At 71.7% G+C, this 18399-nt stretch carries 20 protein-coding genes and 1 pseudogene; 9 read left to right on the top strand and 12 right to left on the bottom strand.

Annotated features, from left to right (window positions below; translation table 11 throughout):
- Positions 1–110: 110 nt before the first annotated feature.
- Both AQI88_RS09755 and AQI88_RS49050 read right to left on the bottom strand, forming a co-directional pair.
- Positions 111–1547, bottom strand: a complete 1437-nt coding sequence (locus AQI88_RS09755) for a protein kinase domain-containing protein (protein ID WP_066995232.1) — start codon at positions 1545–1547, stop codon at positions 111–113.
- 368 nt (positions 1548–1915) lie between these two features.
- Positions 1916–3541 (bottom strand): EamA family transporter, encoded by a 1626-nt coding sequence (locus AQI88_RS49050; RefSeq protein ID WP_167357453.1) that lies wholly within the window; start codon positions 3539–3541, stop codon positions 1916–1918.
- Positions 3542–3619: 78 nt separating this feature from the next.
- On the opposite strand from AQI88_RS49050, the gene AQI88_RS09745 reads away from it, so the two are divergent.
- On the top strand, positions 3620–4513 hold the full coding sequence (locus AQI88_RS09745; protein ID WP_066995229.1) for a LysR family transcriptional regulator: 894 nt from the start codon (positions 3620–3622) through the stop codon (positions 4511–4513).
- On the opposite strand, the gene AQI88_RS09740 is transcribed toward AQI88_RS09745, so the two are convergent.
- The gene (locus tag AQI88_RS09740; protein WP_066995226.1) at positions 4494–4829 is read right to left on the bottom strand and encodes a hypothetical protein; all 336 of its coding nucleotides are present in this window, start codon (positions 4827–4829) and stop codon (positions 4494–4496) included. The genes AQI88_RS09745 and AQI88_RS09740 overlap by 20 nt on opposite strands.
- 200 nt (positions 4830–5029) lie before the next feature.
- On the opposite strand from AQI88_RS09740, the gene AQI88_RS09735 reads away from it, so the two are divergent.
- Positions 5030–5524, top strand: coding sequence for a hypothetical protein (locus AQI88_RS09735; protein WP_066995223.1), 495 nt, complete (start codon positions 5030–5032; stop codon positions 5522–5524).
- Here AQI88_RS09735 and AQI88_RS09730 read toward each other — a convergent pair.
- Together AQI88_RS09730 and AQI88_RS09725 are read right to left on the bottom strand one after the other, a co-directional pair.
- Positions 5518–5871 (bottom strand): annotated as a pseudogene (locus AQI88_RS09730) (response regulator transcription factor); the annotation flags it as partial. The gene AQI88_RS09735 and the pseudogene AQI88_RS09730 sit on opposite strands and share 7 nt — an antisense overlap.
- A 73-nt stretch (positions 5872–5944) precedes the next feature.
- Positions 5945–6727 carry an MBL fold metallo-hydrolase gene (locus AQI88_RS09725; RefSeq protein ID WP_066996052.1) on the bottom strand — a complete coding sequence of 261 codons (783 nt, stop codon included), beginning with the start codon at positions 6725–6727 and terminating at the stop codon, positions 5945–5947.
- 102 nt (positions 6728–6829) lie between these two features.
- On the opposite strand from AQI88_RS09725, the gene AQI88_RS09720 reads away from it, so the two are divergent.
- Entirely contained in the window at positions 6830–7441 is a 612-nt protein-coding gene (locus AQI88_RS09720) for a CGNR zinc finger domain-containing protein (protein ID WP_066995221.1), read from the top strand.
- A 135-nt stretch (positions 7442–7576) separates the two neighbouring features.
- Here AQI88_RS09720 and AQI88_RS09715 read toward each other — a convergent pair whose 3' ends face one another.
- Positions 7577–8407 carry a M55 family metallopeptidase gene (locus AQI88_RS09715; RefSeq protein WP_066995218.1) on the bottom strand — a complete coding sequence of 277 codons (831 nt, stop codon included), beginning with the start codon at positions 8405–8407 and terminating at the stop codon, positions 7577–7579.
- Between the two features lie 79 nt (positions 8408–8486).
- Here AQI88_RS09715 and AQI88_RS09710 point away from each other — a divergent pair, with 79 nt between their 5' ends.
- Both AQI88_RS09710 and AQI88_RS09705 read left to right on the top strand, forming a co-directional pair.
- The gene (locus AQI88_RS09710) at positions 8487–8768 is read left to right on the top strand and encodes a hypothetical protein (protein ID WP_066995214.1); all 282 of its coding nucleotides are present in this window, start codon (positions 8487–8489) and stop codon (positions 8766–8768) included.
- A 98-nt stretch (positions 8769–8866) separates the two neighbouring features.
- On the top strand, positions 8867–10696 hold the full coding sequence (locus tag AQI88_RS09705; RefSeq protein WP_066995211.1) for a phosphatidylglycerol lysyltransferase domain-containing protein: 1830 nt from the start codon (positions 8867–8869) through the stop codon (positions 10694–10696).
- Between the two features lie 267 nt (positions 10697–10963).
- Here the strand turns inward: AQI88_RS09705 and AQI88_RS09700 are convergent, their stop codons facing one another.
- The 4 genes from AQI88_RS09700 to AQI88_RS09685 all read right to left on the bottom strand — a co-directional run bounded on the left by AQI88_RS09700 (position 10964) and on the right by AQI88_RS09685 (position 15370).
- Positions 10964–12376, bottom strand: coding sequence for a sensor histidine kinase (locus tag AQI88_RS09700; protein WP_066995208.1), 1413 nt, complete (start codon positions 12374–12376; stop codon positions 10964–10966).
- Entirely contained in the window at positions 12376–13110 is a 735-nt protein-coding gene (locus AQI88_RS09695; protein ID WP_079057495.1) for a response regulator transcription factor, read from the bottom strand. Before AQI88_RS09695 ends, AQI88_RS09700 begins: the two co-directional genes overlap by 1 nt.
- Positions 13111–13327: 217 nt before the next feature.
- Positions 13328–14404 carry an LLM class flavin-dependent oxidoreductase gene (locus AQI88_RS09690; RefSeq protein WP_066996049.1) on the bottom strand — a complete coding sequence of 359 codons (1077 nt, stop codon included), beginning with the start codon at positions 14402–14404 and terminating at the stop codon, positions 13328–13330.
- A 75-nt stretch (positions 14405–14479) separates the two neighbouring features.
- Complete coding sequence (locus AQI88_RS09685; protein WP_066995202.1) at positions 14480–15370, bottom strand: NADP-dependent oxidoreductase; 891 nt, start codon at positions 15368–15370, stop codon at positions 14480–14482.
- A gap of 134 nt (positions 15371–15504) precedes the next feature.
- Here AQI88_RS09685 and AQI88_RS09680 point away from each other — a divergent pair, with 134 nt between their 5' ends.
- Entirely contained in the window at positions 15505–15909 is a 405-nt protein-coding gene (locus tag AQI88_RS09680) for a winged helix-turn-helix transcriptional regulator (protein WP_066995198.1), read from the top strand.
- 30 nt (positions 15910–15939) lie between these two features.
- On the opposite strand, the gene AQI88_RS09675 is transcribed toward AQI88_RS09680, so the two are convergent.
- Positions 15940–16419, bottom strand: coding sequence for a MarR family winged helix-turn-helix transcriptional regulator (locus AQI88_RS09675; protein ID WP_066995195.1), 480 nt, complete (start codon positions 16417–16419; stop codon positions 15940–15942).
- 54 nt (positions 16420–16473) lie between these two features.
- Positions 16474–16938, bottom strand: coding sequence for a hypothetical protein (locus AQI88_RS09670; RefSeq protein WP_066995192.1), 465 nt, complete (start codon positions 16936–16938; stop codon positions 16474–16476).
- A gap of 105 nt (positions 16939–17043) precedes the next feature.
- On the opposite strand from AQI88_RS09670, the gene AQI88_RS09665 reads away from it, so the two are divergent.
- From AQI88_RS09665 to AQI88_RS46565, 3 genes are read left to right on the top strand one after another with little or no spacing between them, the layout of a single operon-like run.
- A complete protein-coding gene (locus AQI88_RS09665; RefSeq protein ID WP_066995176.1) occupies positions 17044–17382 on the top strand; it encodes a YnfA family protein in 339 nt (112 codons plus the stop codon).
- A 51-nt stretch (positions 17383–17433) separates the two neighbouring features.
- Positions 17434–18210: an SDR family NAD(P)-dependent oxidoreductase gene (locus AQI88_RS09660; RefSeq protein WP_066995173.1), complete on the top strand. Its 777-nt coding sequence runs from the start codon at positions 17434–17436 to the stop codon at positions 18208–18210.
- Positions 18210–18371: a hypothetical protein gene (locus tag AQI88_RS46565; protein ID WP_167357452.1), complete on the top strand. Its 162-nt coding sequence runs from the start codon at positions 18210–18212 to the stop codon at positions 18369–18371. The genes AQI88_RS09660 and AQI88_RS46565 overlap by 1 nt, the downstream gene beginning before the upstream one ends.
- Positions 18372–18399: the final 28 nt, after the last annotated feature.

Below are 18399 nucleotides of genomic sequence, written 5' to 3'. Positions count from 1 at the left end.
GCCCGGGTGAAGATCGTCTCGGCGCACGTGCTGACCTCCGGGCCGTTCGCCGGCCTCGTCATCCTTGAGGTTTCGGGTCAACGTGCCCGTGAGCCGGCGGCCAGGCGGCGTCACCTCGGCGGACGGCCCTTCCAGTGCTGCCCGCCTGTCCCGGCCCGGTGCCGCACGCGTTCGACGGTCTCCCACGACACGGTGGCAACGACCACCAGCGACAGCAGCAGGTAGAAGACGTAGAGCTTGTGCAGGTCGTCGAGGAAGTACCAGATCGAGGCCGTGGCACTGAACCAGAAGGCGATCAGTGAGCCGGCGCCGCGCTCCTGGCTGCGTGCCGCGCTGACGAGGCAGCAGGCGGCTGCCATGGCCAGCAGGGCGGCGATGGCGACGTACGAGTGGTACCACCCTATGTAGGCGCGCCGCAGTTCGGAGTTGACCGCCACGGCCTCGGCCACCGGCCCCCAACTCACCGCGCACGACAGGCGTGCCGACCACGGCAGCGTCACCAGGCCCAACACGCCGGCCGCGATGGCGAGCCAGCCGAAGTGAGCGGTGTCCACCAGTCGGCCACGTGCGCACAGCAGCGAAAGGAGGCATCCGAGCAGGGCCAGAGCGCTGTCGGTGGAAGGGCGCAGTGAGATGCGGAACGTGTGCCGGAGAGCGGTTCGGCCGCCGGGGCGGGTCGCCGGGGGCCCGGGCGTGGTGGCCTGGACCGTCGGCATGGACGTCTGTGTCAGGGCGTCGGCGAGAGCTTCGCGCATCTGCCCGGCATCGGCGAACCGTTCCTTCGGGTCCTTGCCGAGGGCGCGCAGGATCACCGCCTCCACCGCCGGTGGTACCTGCGGTCTCAGCCGGGAGACCGGCTCGGGTGCGGCGAACAGGTGCTGATGCATGACGGCGAAGGGTGATTCGCCACGGAACGGGGGCTGCCCGGTCAGCAGTTCGTGCAGCAGACACCCCATCGCGTACAGATCGGCCCGATGGTCGATCTCCGCCCCGTTGATCTGCTCGGGGGAAAGGTAGGCGGGAGTGCCGATCGCCGCACCGCTACCCGTGATGCGGGTGGCGGTCTCGGCGAAAGCCTTGGCGATGCCGAAGTCGAGGACCTTCACGGTGTCGGGTCCGGTGAGCATGATGTTCGAGGGCTTGATGTCCCTGTGCACGATCCCGCACTCGTGGCTGTGCCGCAGCGCGTCCAGCACCGCGCATGCCGCGTTGACGGCGTCGGCGACAGGCAGTGGGCCGCCCCGCAGGACCTCGGCGAGCGTAGCGCCTTGCACGTACTCCATGACCAGATAGGGCCGTGGGTCATCATCCGGATGCGGCTCCTCGCCGACGTCATGGATGGTGGCCACCGCTGGATGGTTCAGCGCGGCAGCCGCGTGCGCCTCGCGCTGGAAACGGGCTCGCGACTGCGGATCGTGGGCCAGCGCCGAGGAGAGCAGTTTCACCGCGACAGTGCGGCGCAGCCGGCGGTCCACCCCGCGATGGACCGTTCCCATGCCACCTTGACCGAGCTTCTCGACCAGCTCGTACCGGCCACCGAGGACCATATGCCGCCCCACTCACGCCTCCCCTGAGTCAGAACCCCGGCGCAGCTTACGGCGCGACGTCGACGGGCCGGTCACCGCGGCTTCGGTCCGGCGGGTCGCAGAGCAGGCGCGCGAACGCACCGCCGAGCTCACGTGCCCAGTCGGCCAGGGCCCCGGGACCAGGCGGTTCCGGGGCGATGGTCGGGCGGCCGCGCCGTGCAGCAGGATCGCGTTGATGAAGTCCGGGGCTTGACGGGTGCCCATGTGACCTTCGGGTGTCAGCTCCCACGCGGTCTCGGCTCTCGCACCGGCTCATGAGGCGGGGCATCAGCCGTACTGCCTTGTGTGGCCCTGAGGCGGGATCCCCCGCCGCCGGTACGCGAACCTGATCAGTCGCCGGGAGTTCGGTGGACGACCGTGATGAGGCGTTCGGAGCCAGGGCTTTCGAGTTCGTCGAGCACGGCGACGGCCAGGTCCTCGGCGCTGATCCGTGATTGCCCGTCGGCGGCGGTGAGCAAGGTGTCGGTGCCGCGCCGATAGCGGCCGGTTCGTTCGCCGGGTTCGAGCAGGGCCGGCGGGCTCAGGTAGACCCAGTCGGCGTCGGCATGAGCCTGGCAGGTCCGCAGCTGGGCTATCCCGGCGGCGGCGACGGTCTTCACTTCGGCGGGCACATACGCGGGGTTGTCGGCGACGAGCAGATCGTGGTCGTCGGGGCTGCGCAGAGCACCGGCGCCGCCGACCACGAGGACGCGGATGCCGAGCTGTGCGGCGGCGTCCAGCACGGTACGGGTAGCGCCGACCAAGAAGTCCTGGTCGACCGGCATGGTCCGCACAGTCAGCACGACGGCGTCCGCGGTGCCGTTCGAGGCGGAGCCCGCCAGCGCCGCGCGTACGGCGTGCGGGTCGTTCGCATCGACCGCGATCGGTGTCACGTTCGGGTTCTCGCTCGCGGGCTTCCGGGACAGGGCGAGCACCTGGTGTCCGCGTGTACCGGCCTCGGTGATCACCCGGCTGCCGACCATCCCGGTGGCGCCCAGCACGGCGATCGTCATGCCTGATCTCATCGAACCTGTCTTCACTGAATCCAGCCTTCTCTTCGAAGTGTTCGGGCTCTTCAGGGTCTTCGGGGCATTGAGCTGCGCGGCCAGCAATGCGGCCAGGGCCAGGGCGAAACCAAGGGTCTGGAGCAGGCTCAGTGACTCGCCCAGCGCGATGCCGATGGCGGTCGCGACCAGCGGGGACAGCAGCACCAGCGGTGCGGACGCGCCGACCGGCAGCCTTCCGATCCCGCGGAACCACAGCGTGTATGCGATCAGCCCACCCATGCTGCCGAGCCACAGGTAGCCCCCGACCGCTCCGGCGTCGATCCGCTGCGGCACCCCCTCGATCGCGAGGGTGAGCGGGAGCAACAGCAGGCCGCCGACGGTCAGTTGCCAGCCGGTCAGGGCCAGTGGACCGACCCCCGCCGGACGGCCCCAGCGCTTGGTGAGGACGACCCCGCCGGCCATGGTGGCCGTATGGCCGAGGCCGGCGAGCACCCCGACGGCGTCCAGCCGGGCCTCGGGACCGAGCACGACGAGTCCGACGCCCATCACGCCGATCACGCCCCAGGCCAGTCGCCAGGCCGTCGGCCGCTCGCGGAGCACCGCGATGGCCAAGCCCGCCACCAGCAGCGGCTGGACGGCGCTGAGGGTGGCGGCGACACCGCCGGGGAGTCGTTCGGCCGCCAGGAACAGCAGGGGCATCCCGCCGATGTTGAGCACGCCGAGGACGGTGGCCTTCCACCACCAGTCCCCGCGCGGGAGCACCCGGGTGATCGCCAGCGCGAGCAGCCCGGCGGGCAGGGCGCGCATCAGCCCGGCGAACAGCGGATGCCCGGGCGGCAGCAACCGCGTGGTCACGACGTACGTGGTGCCCCAGGACGCGGGAGCGAGTGCGGTCAGTGCGACGGTTGCCACCTGCTGCGGGTACGAGGTCCGCAGCCGGCCCGGTGATCGCTCGGTCGAGGAATGCATGTGCTCAAGTCTCAGCACGACGCGTCATGAGTCCAACGCATGCTTGCGATGCCAATAATGAACGAGAACGATTGACGCGTGGATCTCCAGCAGATGCGTTACGTCGTCGCCGTCGCCGAAACCCGCAACTTCACGCGTGCGGCGGAGCGCTGTTTCGTGGTGCAGTCGTCACTCAGTCACCGGATCGCGAGCCTGGAACGGGAGCTCGGGGTCAAGCTGTTCGCCCGGTCCAGCCGCCGGGTCGAGCTGACCAGTGCAGGGGCGGCGTTTCTCGCCGGCGCGCGCGAGTGCCTGGCCGCTGCCGACCGCGCGGCCGCCGACGCCGCCGCCGCGACCGGCGTGGTGCGCGGCCGGCTCGCTGTCGGCGTGATCGTGACCACGGCCGCCGTCGACGTACCCGAACTGCTCCAGCGGTACCGCGCCCAGCACCCGGACGTCCGCGTCGCCCTCCGTTCCGGACGCAGCGACGAACTGGCGGCGGCGGTCCGCAGCGGCGACCTCGACATCGCTTTTCTCGGCCTGCCGGAGAGCGAACGGCCGTCCGGCGTGGAAACCGTCGTACTCGATCACGACCAGCACGTACTCGTGGTGCAGGCCGGGCATCGGCTGGCGGGCGCCTCCCGGGTCACGCTGCACGAGATCGCCGCGGAGACGTTCGTGGACTTCGTGGCCGGGACACCCGCCCGGGCCCAGTCCGATCAGGCGTTCGCCGCCGCGGGACTGGTCCGCGACGTCGCGTACGAGGCCGGCGTCGTCGAGCTGATCACCCGGCTGATCGCGCGCGGGCTCGGCATCGCGCTGCTGCCGTCGGCGTTCATCCGGCCGCTGGCCGCCGACGACCCCGGACTGGCGCTGGTCCCGGTGGTCGACGGACCGCATCGCATCGAGTATCTGGCGTGGAGCCGGTTCAACCCCAGCCCGGCCACTCGGGCGATGCTCGACGTCCTCGGGGTCACTCGGGAGCGAAGGTGAAGCTGCGCCACAAGCCGGTGGATCTGACCACCTCGTCGGACGACTGCATGTTCAGGTAGATGCCTGCCCCGCCGGGCGGCACGGTGCAGTCGGGTGTCGTGTACAGAAGCATGCTGCTCAACGTGTGGTTGTTGACATGGGTCACGTCCTGGCGGAAACGGTGGCATCCGTGGATCGACGGGTTCGAGAAGGTCTCCACGTACCTGCCGTCGTTGCGCGCCACGATCGTTCCGGACGCCTGGTCCTGGCAGGCGGTCAGCGCGATGCCGAGCAACGCGATGCCGGTGAGCGCGGCCAGTGGCCGTGAAACGCGCATCGAGCCTCCTGTACCGGGGCAGGGCCGTCGAAACGTCGTACCGGCACCACTATCCGTCCGTGTCGTCTTCGGCGCCTGGCGAGCGCAACCCGTTCGGGTACCCGTGCCGCCCGGGTACCTCGCTCGGCATGCGGGCCAGGGCAGCACCCCCTTCACTGAACTGAGAGGAACAGCCGCTCGGGAATCGCTGGAGGCGTCATATGGCAGGCCACTGGACACGAGGTACGGCAGGCGCGGTCCTGGCCGTGGTGGTCGCGGTCGGCGCCACCGGGTGCGGCGGCTCCGGCAGCCCGTCCGGCACCGCCAGCAAGGCCGCTTCGGCGGCCTCGTCCGCCGCCTCTTCCCTGGCCTCCCAGGCGTCCGAGGCGCTGGCCTCGGCCTCGGCGGAGGCCCGGCACAAGCTGGACGAGGTCAAGGGCGGGGTGAAGGCCAAGGACGACGTGTCGCTCGGCAGCGTCACCACCGACAGCGACGGTCGGGCCTCGGTCAAGGTGACCGCCAAGAACACCGACGGTTCTGCCAGGTCCTTCGCCGTCCAGGTCAACTTCACGGACAAGGACGGCAATCTGCAGGACGTGGTCGTGGTGACGGTCAAGGACGTGGCCGCGGGTGCCTCCGGCGAGGGCACGGCCCGCAGCAACCGGAAGCTGAGCGGTGAGGTGCGCGCGGTCGTCGGCTCGGCCCTGCGCTACTGACCGCCGCTGTTCGGCCGGGCGAGCCCGAGGTCGTAGGCGAAGATCACCGCCTGGATACGGTCGCGTGCGCCGATCTTGGCGAGGACTCGCCCCACGTGGGTCTTGACCGTGGACTCGGACAGGACGAAGCGGGCGGCGATCTCGCCGTTGGTCCAGCCCTTGCCGATGGCGAGGAGGATCTCGCGTTCGCGGTCGGTGAGGGAGTTCAGGCGGGCGTCCTCGGCCGGGTCGCCGGCCTGCCGCGGCAGGTGCTGGGTGAACTCGTCCAGGAGGCGCCGGGTGAGTGCGGGGGCGATCACGGCGTCGCCGTGGGCGACGGCGCGGATGCCGGCGAGGAGTTCCGGCGCGGTGTCGGTGGCGTAGGCGCCGGCGTCGGCGAGCGTGCGGGTCGTTCTGCGGTACTACGGTGCCGCCCGCCGCTCAGTCCAGTTGCAGCCGGTCGGCCAGCCCCGCCGCGGTGAACGCCGTCACCACGTCATCCCTGGTCTCCGTGAAGTGAGCCCAGCTGTCGCAGTGGGCCGGGACCACGCGGCGGGCGTCCAGGAGGCGTGCGGCGCTCGCGGTGCCGGCGCCGTCGAGGACGAGGAGGGCGTTGTCGAGGACGGGCAGGCGGGGTGCGCCGGCGAAGAGGACGGCGGTGTCGACGGGGGCGTACCGGTCGGCGATCTCCTGGACCAGCTCCAGGGAGGCGTTGTCGCCGCTGACGTAGACGCTCGGCAGGTCGGCGGAGGTCAGGACGAAGCCCATGACCTCGCCCACGATCGGCTCGGAGCCCTTGGGGCCGTGCAGGCCGGGCGCGCCGGTGACGGTGACGGTGCCGCCGTCGGGGCGGGGCAGTTCGACGGACTCCCAGGGGGCGAGGGCCCGGGTGGCGCCGCCGAGGCGGCCCGCGGCGCTCGCCGTGGTGAAGGTGTGCGGCACGTCGGCGAGCAGGGCGCGGCCCAAGTGGTCGAGGTTGTCGGCGTGCTGGTCGTGGGAGAGCAGGACGACGTCGACGGGGCCCAGTTCGGCGGGGCTGGTCCGGGGCGGGGCGGTCTTGGTCAGGACCCGGCCGCTGGGCGCGGGGTAGTCGCCGGGGGCGTCGAAGGTCGGGTCGGTGAGGAAGCGGAGTCCGCCGTACTCGATGAGGACGGTCGGGCCGCCGAGGACGCGGACGGGTATCTGCTCGCTCGTGGTGTCGGGGGTCGGACCGGCAGCGGCCATGATGAGCACCTCACGGGATCGTCTCACGGATGACTGATTATCTATCCGTGAAGTGACGTTAGTCGTTCCTCACGGATGCGCGCAAGCCGTACCATGAGATTCATGACTGGGAGCGTGAGAGACGAGCAGGCGCCGCCGCCGGCGCCGGGCGCGGAGCAGTACCCGGCCCTCGACCTCGCCAACAGTGCCGTCGCCCTGCCCGGCGGCCACTTCATCGACCTGCTCGGTACGCCCGCGGCGGCGAACCGCTGGCTCGTGGAACACGGCCTGGCCCCGGCCGACGCGGACCTCCAGGAGACCTGCGCGGCCCGGCTCCGGTCCCTGCGCGAGGAGACCCGCTCCCTGCTCGCCTCCCGGGTCGGCGGCCACCCCGCCCCGGCCGGCGCTCTGAACGCCCTCAACGACGCGCTCACCCGCGCCCCCGCGGCCGCCCTGCTGCACTGGCATCCCGAGCACGGCCTGTACCGGGCGGCCTCCCACCCCACCACGCAGATCGTCGAGCACGCCCTGGCGACCCTCGCCGCCGACGCCGCCGACCTGCTCACCGGCCCCGACGCCGACCGCCTCACCGCCTGCGGCTCCACCCCCTGCAACCGCTACCTGCTCCGGCACGGCCGCCGCCACTGGTGCTCCACCCGCTGCGGCGACCGCGCCCGCGCGGCCCGCGCCTACGCCCGCCGCACCACACAGCCACCCACCGGCGAAGACGGCTGAGGCGTGGCGGCTGCTCCAGGGCCTGTCCGGCGGATCAGGCCGGAGGACATACGCGGCGCCTGATCGGCGCCGGTGAGCGGGGTCATGGGGGTGCCCCCCCCGCGCATGAGGGTCCCCCACTCGTGCGGCCAGGCCCTAGCAGTACGGCCGCTGGTCGGTGAGGGAGGCCGCCACCCGCATCCATACCCCGAACAGCCGGTACAGCGCCGGAAGCGGGCCCGTCGACCGGACCGTGCGGCTGTCTTCAGCCGTCACGCCGGGTATGCCGAGCAGGGTCGCCGGGACCGAGGCGGACTGCCAGCGGACGGCGAGGGTGGCCTCGGCGGCGGGGGCCGACGGGCGCGCGGGCGGCACGGAAAGGGCCCGCGCGACCTCCTCCTCGATGGCCTCGCGCGCCTCGCCCGCCGGCCGCAGCCGGGCCGCGAAGCGGTCGTGGGCGTACTTCACGGGGACGGTGACGACCGACGCGTCCCACGCCGTCATCTCCGCGCACGCCGCGTCGTCACCCGTGAGGGCCACCACGGGGACGCCGAGGGCCGCGGCGGTGGCGTGGGCGAGGCCGATCTCCCCGACGGGGCGGCCGTCCAGCCAGATGTCCTCGATCTCGTGGCCCATGAAGCTGTGGCTGAGCACGCCGAGGGCACCGGCCCGGGAGTGGTAGCCGACGCACAGCGCGGCGTCGTACTCGGGGCCGAGCCCCTCCAGCATGCCCATCTGCTTGGGCTTGCCGCGGACCAGTCGGGCGGCCGGGTGCAGCGCCTCGGGCAGCAGGTTGCGCATCGGGCCGTGGGCGTCGTTCACGAGGATGTCCGTCGCGCCGGCCGCCAGCGCGCCTCGTACGGCCGCGTTCACGTCCTCGGCCATCATGGAGCGGCCCCGCTCGTAGTCCCGCCCGCCGGGCTGGACGTCATCCGCGTCCACGAGCCCGGTGATGCCTTCCATGTCCACGCTGATGTAGATCCGCACGGCACCGACCCTAACCCGACCCTACGTAATGTAGGTTCCCAACCGCCAACGGCCACACGTCTGTTCATCGGGGGACACCATGCAGGACACGGAAACGGAACCGAGCCCATCGGCGGACCTCGGCCTGCGCAGTCTCGCCCCGACACTGACCCTGCTGGCCGTCAGCCTGATCATCGCCGCCGTCGGCGTCTACGAGCTGTGCGGCTTCGGGCTGCACAGCCTCGACCGGCGCCCGCATCTGTTCAGCGACGGCCTCGCGACCGGTGGGGTGATCGTCGCCGCGGTGGCGGCCGGGGCGGCGGCGGGCAACCTGGCCTGGCTGCTGGCGGCCGCCCGGCGCCGCCCCCAGGGTTCGGGATGAGACCCTGTGCGCCGGGTATGTGCAAGCCCGTGCCCACGCTACCCTACGAGCTGTAGGGTCAGCGTTGCCCCGTCCCCTCTCCCAAGGTGCCCGTCACCATGCCCGCACGACAGTCGAGCCCGATCTCCCCACAGGTTCCCGCTCAGCGGGGGCCCCGCCTCAGCATCCCCTCTCTGCCCGCCGGCAACGACCGGCTGCGCGGGCGCGCGGCGGCGGCCACCGTCTGGTACCTGCGGCTGCAGGCCCTGTTCAACATCGTCGCCGTCCTCTCGCTGCCGTTCCGCGAGGAGGTGCACGAGCACAACGCGGGCGAGTTCTTCACGCCGTACCTGGCCACCGCGGGCCTCGTCTCGGCGGCGCTCGCCCTGTTCCTCGCGGTGGTGATGCGCCGCCGCAAGCGGGCCGCGTGGGTCTTCAACCTCCTCCTGGCCGGCCCCCTGTTCTGCCTCTACGCCCTCGCGCTCACCCGCGACCCGTACCGCGAGCACGTCTTCAACTGGCTCTCCGCGGCCCTCACCGGCCTGTTCGTGGCGGCCCTGCTGATCGGCCGACGTGAGTTCGAAGCCATCGGCGACCGTTCCAACCCGCGCCTCGCGCTCGGCGTCGGCGCGGGCGGTGCACTGATCAGCGGCACCCTCGGCACGTTCCTGGTGCACGCGACGAACAAGCTCCCCGGCGCCACCCTCAAGGACGAGATCGCCTACACCCTGCTGCGCGGCGTCAGCGTCGGCCCGCTCGCCGACCGCGTGGCCGCCGTCCACGCCCCCCGCTGGGCCGACATCGTCGTCAACATCCTGATCGCGGCGACCTTCCTCCTGGTGCTGTACGCCTGCTTCCGCTCCCCGCGCGGCGAGTGCCTGCTCGGCGAGGAGGACGAGCACCAGCTCCGCAGCCTCCTCGACAAGCACGGCGAACGCGACTCGCTCGGCTACTTCGCGCTGCGCCGCGACAAGGCCGTCATCTTCTCCCCCAGCGGCAAGGCGGCCGTCGCCTACCGCGTCATCGGCGGCGTCAGCCTGGCCTCCGGCGACCCCATCGGCGACCCCGAGGCCTGGCCCGGCGCCATCGACGCCTGGCTGGCGGAGGCCCGCCGCCACGCCTGGACCCCGGCCGTCATGGGCGCGAGCGAGGAAGCGGGCACGATCTACGCCCGCCACGGCCTGGACGCCCTGGAACTCGGCGACGAGGCGATCGTCGACCTCGCCGACTTCACCCTCGACGGCCGGGCGATGCGCGTCGTCCGCCAGGCTCACAACCGTGTCCGCCGAGCCGGCTACACGGTCCGCATCCGCCGCCACGAGGACATCCCCGACGAGGAGATGGCCCTGCTCATCGACCGCGCCGACCAGTGGCGCGACGGCACCACCGAGCGCGGCTTCTCCATGGCCCTGGGCCGCCTCGGAGACTCCGGCGACGGCCGCTGCATGATGCTGGAGTGCCGGGACGCGGACGATGTGCCGCGCGCCCTGCTCAGCTTCGTCCCCTGGGGCGAGCACGGCCTCTCCCTGGACCTGATGCGCCGCGACCGCGCCTGCGAGAACGGCCTGATGGAGTACATGGTCGTGGAGCTGCTGCTCCAGGCCGGGAAGCTGGATGTACGACGGGTGTCGCTGAACTTCGCCATGTTCCGCTCGGTCTTCGAGCGCGGCTCCCGCCTCGGCGCCGGCCCGGTGCTGCGTCTGTGGCGCTCGATCCTCACCTTCTTCTCACGCTGGTGGCAGATCGAGTCCCTGTACCGCGCCAACGCCAAGTACCGCCCGGTCTGGGAGCCCCGCTTCCTCCTCTTCGCCAAGAGCAGCGACATCCCCCGCATCGGCCTGGCCAGCGCCCGCGCGGAGGGCTTCCTCACCCCGCCCACCCTGCCGGCCTTCACCCGCCGCAGGCAGGCGACCACCCAGGACGTCCCCCGGCCGACCGCAGCACGCTGAGCACCAACGGCTGCGCACCACCCGCACGTCCCCGGGACCGCACTACACGTCGGAATCCCGGGGACGGTGTACAGCCGCAGTCCGCTCCTGCAGGGTGCCTCGCGCTCCCGGAGCCGGATGGCCCGGCCGTTGGCATCGGCGCAGGCGTCGCACGCACCGCAAGCCGCCGACGGCGATCAAGCCCCGCGGGGGCCACCCGCACCCGACGACGAAACCCGCACAGGTGGTGCGGGTGGTGCGGGTGGTGCGGGTGGGAAACGCAAGCCCTCAGCCCCCACCCACCGTGAACCCGATGACCGCCCCGCCCCCCTCCCGCCGGAAGGCGAACGGCGCCCCACCATGCGCCATGGCCACCTCCCGCACGATCGACAGGCCGAGCCCCGACCCCGGCAGCGACCGCGCATCGGCAGCCCGGTAGAACCGGTCGAAGATCCGGATGAGATCCCCCTCGGCGATACCGGGCCCCCGGTCGAGCACCTCGACCCGCACCATCCCCGCCCGCACCGGCCCACTGATGTTGATCTCGATCGGCGCCTTGCCGCCACGGTCGAACTTCGCCGCGTTCTCGACCAGGTTGGAGATCGCCCGCTGCAGCATCCCCGGCCGCCCGTCGGTACTCGTGTCCCCGCTCGTGCGCAGCACGATCTCCCGCCCCGTACGCCGCTTGGCCAGCCCCACCACGTCCTCGGCGATGTCGGCGAGATCCACCCGCTGCGGCGGCTCCGTATCGGACTGCCCGGCCGCGAGATCGACCAGCTCGTTGACCAGATCGGTCAGCTCGCGGGCCTCCTGCGTGAGATCGGCGACGAGTTCCTCCCGAGTCGCCGGGGGAAGCTCGTCGATCCGCCGCAGCAGCGAGATGTTCGTACGCAACGACGTCAGAGGCGTCCGCAGCTCGTGCCCCGCGTCCTGGACCAGCCGCCGCTGGTCCTCCTCCGACTGCGCGAGCCGCCCCAGCATCCGGTCGAAGGCACGCCCGAGCCGGCCCACCTCGTCCAGCCCCGTGACGGGCACCTCGATACCCAGCTGCCGGGTACGGGCCACGTCCTCGGCGGCGGAGGTGAGGATCACCAGGCGCCGGGTGATCCGGCGCGCCAGCCACCACCCGAACAGCCCCGCGCCCACCACCACGGCGGCCATCAGGATCAGCGTCCGCTGCTGCAGGGCCCGCAGCAGATCCTCGGTGTCGCTGAACTCCTGAGCGACCTGTACGGCGCCCTTCCCGTCGCCGAGCGAGACGGTGGCGATGCGGAACAGGTCCTGGTCGACCCGGACGTCCTTGTGCTGGACCACCTTGCCGGCCGCCTGCGCGCGCGCCACGGCCTTGTCCCGGGCGGTGACGGGCAGCACCGGACTGCCGTGGTCGATGATCTGCCCCTGCGCCCCGAGCACCTGCACATCGGTCCGGGCGGGCCGGACCAGATCGTGCCCCGGACGGGAGGAGGAGAAGTCGTCCGGGACCATCTCATGCGTCCGCACCTCGTCCCGCACGTCCTGCACGACCTGCGTGAACACCGACTGCTGGTCGACCCGGACCAGACGCGCGGCGGAGCCGTACGACAGGATGCCGACGAGGATCGTGACAGCGGCGGTGACGGCCGCGAAGGACACCACGAAGGTGGTGCGCAGGGAGACCAGCCTGGGCCGGGGCCCGCCCGGCAGCCGCCACCGGCGCAGCACTAGTCCTCCCGCAGCACGTAACCCACGCCCCGCACGGTGTGGATCAGCTGCGGAGCACCGGGCTCGTCCAGCTTGCGGCGCAGGTAGCCGACGTAGACGGCGAGGTTCTTGGAGCCGGGGCCGAAGTCGTAGCCCCAGATGCGGTCGTAGATGGTGGAGTGGTCGAGCACGATGCCGGCGTTGCGCACCAGCAGCTCCAGCAGCTCGAACTCGGTGCGGGTCAGCTCCAGCTCACGCTTGCCGCGCCAGGCCCGCCGGGCCTGGAGGTCCATACGAATCCCCGCGGCCTCCACCTGCCGGTCGGAGACCTGTACGTCCCGCCCGCCGTCGCCGCCCAAGACCCCGCTGCCACTGCCCGCGGGCACCGGGCTGGTCCGCCTGAGCAGCGCCCGCAGCCGGGCGAAGACCTCCTCGACGTCGAACGGCTTGACCACGTAGTCATCGGCACCGGCGTCCAGGCCCGCGATGCGGTCGGCGGTCTCCACGAGGGCGGTGAGCATGAGGATCGGGGTACGGTCGCCCTCGGCACGCAGCACCCGGCAGACCTGGAGCCCGTCGATGCCTGGCATCATGACGTCGAGCAGGAGGACGTCCGGCGGGTTCTTGTGGGCCTGCGCCAGCGCTTCCACGCCGTCGGCGACCGCCGTGACCTCATACCCCTCCAGGCTCAGGGCACGCTCCAGGGCATGACGGATGGCACGATCGTCTTCGGCGAGCAGCACAGTCTGGGGCACGTCCCCCAGTCTGCCAAGGCCTCCGGCAGTTGGCCCGGGCCGGATGGACCTACGATCACCCTTTTTACCGCCCTCTCACCGTCACACAGGCAACCGGGAGCACCGGCCTACCGTCTTCTCACCGTGCGCCGCCCACGGACTGGCCCACCGAACCGAGACGGCACCCAGGCGGCCTACCGAGACAGGGTGGGCGGGTGGGAAACGCACTAAGCCAGCACTAAGCCTTCGACGCGGCCAGCAACCCAGTGTGGGTCGGCGCCTCCGGCACATCCGCCGGACGGCCCTTCGCGAACTCCTTGCGCAGCACCGGCACGACCTCCTCGCCGAGCATGTCGATCTGCTCCAGCACGGTCTTCAGCGGCAGCCCCGCGTGGTCCATCAGGAACAGCTGGCGCTGGTAGTCACCGGCGTACTCGCGAAAGCCCAGCGTCTTCTCGATCACCTGCTGCGGGGAGCCGACCGTCAGCGGGGTCTGCGCGGTGAACTCCTCCAGTGAGGGTCCGTGCCCGTACACCGGCGCGTTGTCGAAGTACGGCCGGAACTCACGTACCGCGTCCTGCGAGTTGCGGCGCATGAACACCTGGCCGCCCAGCCCCACGATCGCCTGCTCGGGCGTGCCGTGCCCGTGGTGGGCGTACCGGGACCGGTACAGCTCGACCATCCGCCGGGTGTGGTCGGCGGGCCAGAAGATGTTGTTGTGGAAGAAGCCGTCGCCGTAGTACGCGGCCTGCTCGGCGATCTCCGGCGAGCGGATCGACCCGTGCCAGACGAACGGCGCGACCCCGTCCAGCGGCCGGGGCGTGGAGGTGAAGCCCTGCAGCGGTGTGCGGAACTTCCCCTCCCAGTCGACGACGTCCTCACGCCACAGCCGGTGGAGAAGGGCGTAGTTCTCGAGGGCCAGGTTGATGCCCTGCCGGATGTCCTGCCCGAACCACGGATACACCGGCCCGGTGTTGCCGCGCCCCATCATCAGGTCCACCCGCCCGTCGGCCAGGTGCTGGAGCATCGCGAAGTCCTCCGCGATCTTCACCGGGTCGTTGGTGGTGATCAGGGTGGTGGAGGTGGAGAGGACCAGCTTCTCGGTGCGCGCCGCTATGTAGCCGAGCATCGTGGTCGGGGACGACGGCACGAACGGCGGGTTGTGGTGCTCACCGGTGGCGAACACGTCGAGGCCGACCTCCTCGGCCTTGAGCGCGATGGCAACCATGGCCTTGATCCGCTCGCGCTCGGTCGGCGTACGCCCCGTGGTGGGGTCCGGCGTGACGTCGCCGACCGTGAAGATCCCGAACTGCATGGTCACTCACCCTCCAGGTTGTTGACCGTTCAACCATACCCGTCCAACGGTCACCCACCCGGCGGCATTCCCCCCTCAGGGCACCAGCACCAGCCGCCCGCGCACCCCGCCCTCGGCCAGCCGCGCATGCGCCTTCGCCGCCTCCGCCAGGCCGTACGTCTCGGCCACCCGCAGGCTCAGCACCCCCTCGTCCACCAGCCCCGCCAGCTCCGCCAGCCCGGCCCCGTCCGCACGCACCGAGACGGAGTCCGTCCGCACCCCGCGCACCGACTCGGGGTGCCGGCCCGGCATGACACCGACGTACGCGCCCCCGTCCCGCACCCACTCCAGAGCCGGCTCGCCGAGCACCGCCGCATCCAGCACCGCGTCCACACTCCCCGGCGCGACCCCCTCGGCCGTGAAGCCCGTCGCCCCCAGGGACCGCACCAGCTCCTCGTCACCGGCCCGGGCGTGCCCGGTCACCGCGATCCCCCGGTGCGCGGCCAGCTGGACGGCGAACCCGCCGACCGCACCCGCGGCCCCCGTGACCAGCAGCGAGGAACCCGGCGTCAGATCCAGCAGACCGAGGGCCTGGACCGCGGTCAGCCCGTTCAGCGGCAGGGTGCCGGCGTGCACCGCGTCCACCGTGGCCGGCCCCTTGGCCACCGCATCCGTCGGCACGACGACGTACTCGGCGTGCGCGCCCAGCGGATCGGCCACCCCCGGCACCAGCGCGACCACCTCGTCACCGACCTGCCAAGCGGCGGCCACCCCGACCGCGTCCACCGTCCCGGCGACATCCCAGCCGAGCCCGATCACCTTGCCCGCACCACCGAAGAAACCGGCCCGCACCGCCAGGTCCACCGGGTTCACCGCACCGGCAGCCACCTTGATCCGCACCTGCCCAGCCCCCGGCTCGGGCACCTCCACGTCCACGATCTCCACGGCCTCCGGACCGCCGAACGTCGTCACCACAGCAGCACGCATGTCAACTCTCCCAGAACACAAGTCACTTGACGGACCCAGGACGCTTTCCCGGCCGCAGTGACAACCCTAGGGAGAGGCACTATCTTTCAGTAAGCAGTTACCTGAAAGTGCGTAGGAGACCCCGAGGAGAGCCCATGGCGACCAAGACCGCGGCCCAGCGCCGCGAGCAGGCCCGTATCGACTACGACGCCTTCCTCAGGAGCTGCCCGAGCCACCAGCTCCTCGGCCGCCTCAGCGACAAGTGGGTCAGCCTGGTCATCGCCGCGCTCTCCACCGGCCCCGAGCGCTACAGCGACCTCGGCCGCCGGATCCCCGGAGTCAGCCCCAAAATGCTCACCCAGACCGTGCGCACCCTCGAACGCGACGGCATCGTCTCCCGCACCGTCACCCCGTCCGTCCCGGTCCGGGTCGACTACGAACTCACCCCGCTCGGCCGCAGCCTCGCCGGCCTGCTCACCGCGGTGAAGGACTGGGCGGAAACCCACTTCGAGGAGGTACGGACAGCCCGCGAGGCGTACGACCGGGAGAACCCCGCCTAGACCCGGCCCTCGGACCAGGCCCAGACCGGCCTAGACCCGCCCCTCCCGCAACCGGGCGATCTGCTCCCCGCCGAACTCCACCGTGCGCTCCATGTGGCGGACGATCACGGCCAGCTCGGCGTCGTCCAGCTCATCGAAGATCCGCGACCAGTCACCGGCCAGCGAGTCCCACATCCGGCCGAACTCGGCGATCTTCTCCGGCACGGTCGCCACCAGCACCCGCCGCCGGTCCACCGCATCACGCCGCCGTACGACATACCCGGCCCGCTCCAGCCGGTCCACCAGCCGCGTCGCCGACCCCGTCGTCAGCCCCGTCAGCTCCGCGACCCGGCCCGTGGTGACCGGCTCCTCCTCCAGCGTGAGCAGGTTCAGACACTGCAAGTCGGTGGGATGCAGCCCGATCCGGTCGGCGACCGCCTGATTGAACAAGGCGTACGAAGCCATGTACCGCCGGGACACCACGGACAGCTCCGCCAGCAGCCCGGACCGCCCGGTCCCCTTCCCGGCCATGCCGCACTCCCCTTCGTCTGCGTGGTGCAGAGATCGTACGACGCTCCCGGCACCTCAGAAGGCGTACGCGTCCCCGGTGCCCAGGACCAGCACCTTCAGCTGGTCGTTCGCGCGGTTCTTGTCCGCCACGCCCCCGTTCCAGGCGGTGTCCACCTCCAGCGTCACCTCCGCCGGCTTCTCCTTCAGCCGCACCGCCACCTTGATCTGCTCCCCCGCCTCGTCCACGGCCAGCGGCCCGGTCCCGCACACCACCGTCCGCTCGTCCGTCCGCGCACACCCGGCCGGCAGCCGCTGCGCCTCGGCCAACGGCACCGACCAGCGCAGCAGCACACTCGCGTCCGGCACGGCCGAAGGCCCGTTGTCGCCCGGCGTCAGCCGGACCTCCACCCGGTCCCCGTCCATCACGGCGCTCCCATGAAAAACCAGATCGGCCTCGGGCACGGGAGCGGCCCCGGCCGGCCCGGCCCCGCCCGCTGCCACCACCACGGCACAGCACACACCCAGCACCCACGACCTCATCCGCCTCCGCCTTCCGTCCGTATGCCGTACGGATGTATGCCACGCGAGCCGACCGCCAGGCGCCCTCCAACAGGTGACACCACCCCCGCGTGCGAAGCTGCCCCCATGCCGGTCCTCCGCTCCGCCGCCCTGTTCGTCGTCGCCGCCCTGTTCGAGATCGGCGGCGCCTGGCTGATCTGGCAGGGCGTACGCGAGCACCGCGGCTGGCTGTGGGCGGTCGGCGGCGTCCTCTCCCTCGGCGCGTACGGCTTCATCGCCACCTTCCAGCCGGACGCCCACTTCGGCCGCATCCTGGCCGCCTACGGCGGGATCTTCGTGGCCGGCTCGATCCTGTGGGGCGTGATCGCCGACGGCTACCGCCCCGACCGCTGGGACATCACCGGAGCCCTGATCTGCCTCGCCGGCATGGCCGTGATCATGTGGGCGCCGAGGAACGGCACCTGAGGCTCACCTACCCTGGACGCAGCGCCCACCCCTCTCGCCCAGGAGCAGCCCATGGCCACCGCCGCCCCGTCCGCCGCCTCCCGCATCGCCGTCGTCACGGGTGCGAGCAGCGGCATCGGCGCCGCCACGGCCCGCCGGCTCGCCGCGGCCGGCTACCGCGTCGTCCTCACCGCCCGCCGCAAGGACCGCATCGAGGCCCTGGCCGAGGAACTCGGCACGGCGGGCCACTCGGCGACGGCTTACCAGCTGGACGTGACGGACCGCGCGGCCGTCGACGAGTTCGCAACGGCCTTCAAGACGATCGGCGTCCTGGTCAACAACGCCGGCGGAGCCCTCGGCGCCGACCCGGTGGCCACCGGCGACCCGGCCGACTGGCGCACGATGTACGAGACGAACGTCCTCGGCACCCTCAACGTCACCCAGGCCCTGCTGCCGAAGCTGGAGGCGAGCGGCGACGGCGTGGTGGTCGTGGTCTCCTCCACCGCCGGCCACGGCACGTACGAGGGCGGCGGAGGCTACGTAGCCGCCAAGCACGGCACCCACGTCCTCGCCGAGACCCTCCGCCTGGAGATCGTCGGCCGACCGGTCCGCGTCATCGAGATCGCCCCCGGCATGGTCAAGACCGACGAATTCGCCCTGACCCGCTTCGGCGGCGACACCGACAAGGCCGAGAAGGTCTACGCGGGCGTGGCCGAACCCCTCACCGCCGACGACGTCGCAGAGACGATCACCTGGGCGGTCACCCGCCCCAGCCACGTCAACGTCGACCTCCTGGTCCTGCGCCCCCGCGCCCAGGCCTCCAACACCAAGGTGCACCGGGAGCTGTGATGGCGGACGAGGACCCCCTGGAGGAGCGCCGCCTGGAGAAGCGCCGCCTGGAGCAGGAAACGAAGAACGAACGCCAGGTCTGGTACTTCCTCGCCTACTTCCTCTTCGGCATCCACTTCGTGGCGTTCGTGATGATCTACGCGGTACGGCACGCGAAGTGAGCAACCAAGCAAAAGAGACCCCCGGCCC

This window comes from Streptomyces cellostaticus, assembly GCF_001513965.1.
In the GTDB taxonomy this organism is placed as follows: Bacteria; Actinomycetota; Actinomycetes; order Streptomycetales; family Streptomycetaceae; genus Streptomyces; species Streptomyces cellostaticus.
Note: the sequence above shows the minus strand (reverse complement) of the source record. Positions and strands in the feature narration are given on the sequence as shown.

Bases quoted from the DNA above. Each gene is read 5' to 3' on its own strand.
- AQI88_RS09665 (WP_066995176.1), top strand. From the start codon at position 17,044: ATGCCGGTCCTCCGCTCCGCCGCCCTGTTCGTCGTCGCCGCCCTGTTC.
- AQI88_RS09705 (WP_066995211.1), top strand. From the start codon at position 8,867: ATGCCCGCACGACAGTCGAGCCCGATCTCCCCACAGGTTCCCGCTCAG.
- AQI88_RS49050 (WP_167357453.1), bottom strand. From the start codon at position 3,541: ATGCATTCCTCGACCGAGCGATCACCGGGCCGGCTGCGGACCTCGTAC.
- AQI88_RS09690 (WP_066996049.1), bottom strand. From the start codon at position 14,404: ATGCAGTTCGGGATCTTCACGGTCGGCGACGTCACGCCGGACCCCACC.
- AQI88_RS09670 (WP_066995192.1), bottom strand. From the start codon at position 16,938: ATGAGGTCGTGGGTGCTGGGTGTGTGCTGTGCCGTGGTGGTGGCAGCG.
- AQI88_RS09710 (WP_066995214.1), top strand. From the start codon at position 8,487: ATGCAGGACACGGAAACGGAACCGAGCCCATCGGCGGACCTCGGCCTG.
- AQI88_RS09740 (WP_066995226.1), bottom strand. From the start codon at position 4,829: ATGCGCGTTTCACGGCCACTGGCCGCGCTCACCGGCATCGCGTTGCTC.
- AQI88_RS09755 (WP_066995232.1), bottom strand. From the start codon at position 1,547: ATGGTCCTCGGTGGCCGGTACGAGCTGGTCGAGAAGCTCGGTCAAGGT.
- AQI88_RS09735 (WP_066995223.1), top strand. From the start codon at position 5,030: ATGGCAGGCCACTGGACACGAGGTACGGCAGGCGCGGTCCTGGCCGTG.
- AQI88_RS09675 (WP_066995195.1), bottom strand. From the start codon at position 16,419: ATGGCCGGGAAGGGGACCGGGCGGTCCGGGCTGCTGGCGGAGCTGTCC.
- AQI88_RS09660 (WP_066995173.1), top strand. From the start codon at position 17,434: ATGGCCACCGCCGCCCCGTCCGCCGCCTCCCGCATCGCCGTCGTCACG.
- AQI88_RS09720 (WP_066995221.1), top strand. From the start codon at position 6,830: ATGACTGGGAGCGTGAGAGACGAGCAGGCGCCGCCGCCGGCGCCGGGC.
- AQI88_RS09680 (WP_066995198.1), top strand. From the start codon at position 15,505: ATGGCGACCAAGACCGCGGCCCAGCGCCGCGAGCAGGCCCGTATCGAC.
- AQI88_RS46565 (WP_167357452.1), top strand. From the start codon at position 18,210: ATGGCGGACGAGGACCCCCTGGAGGAGCGCCGCCTGGAGAAGCGCCGC.
- AQI88_RS09725 (WP_066996052.1), bottom strand. From the start codon at position 6,727: ATGGCCGCTGCCGGTCCGACCCCCGACACCACGAGCGAGCAGATACCC.
- AQI88_RS09685 (WP_066995202.1), bottom strand. From the start codon at position 15,370: ATGCGTGCTGCTGTGGTGACGACGTTCGGCGGTCCGGAGGCCGTGGAG.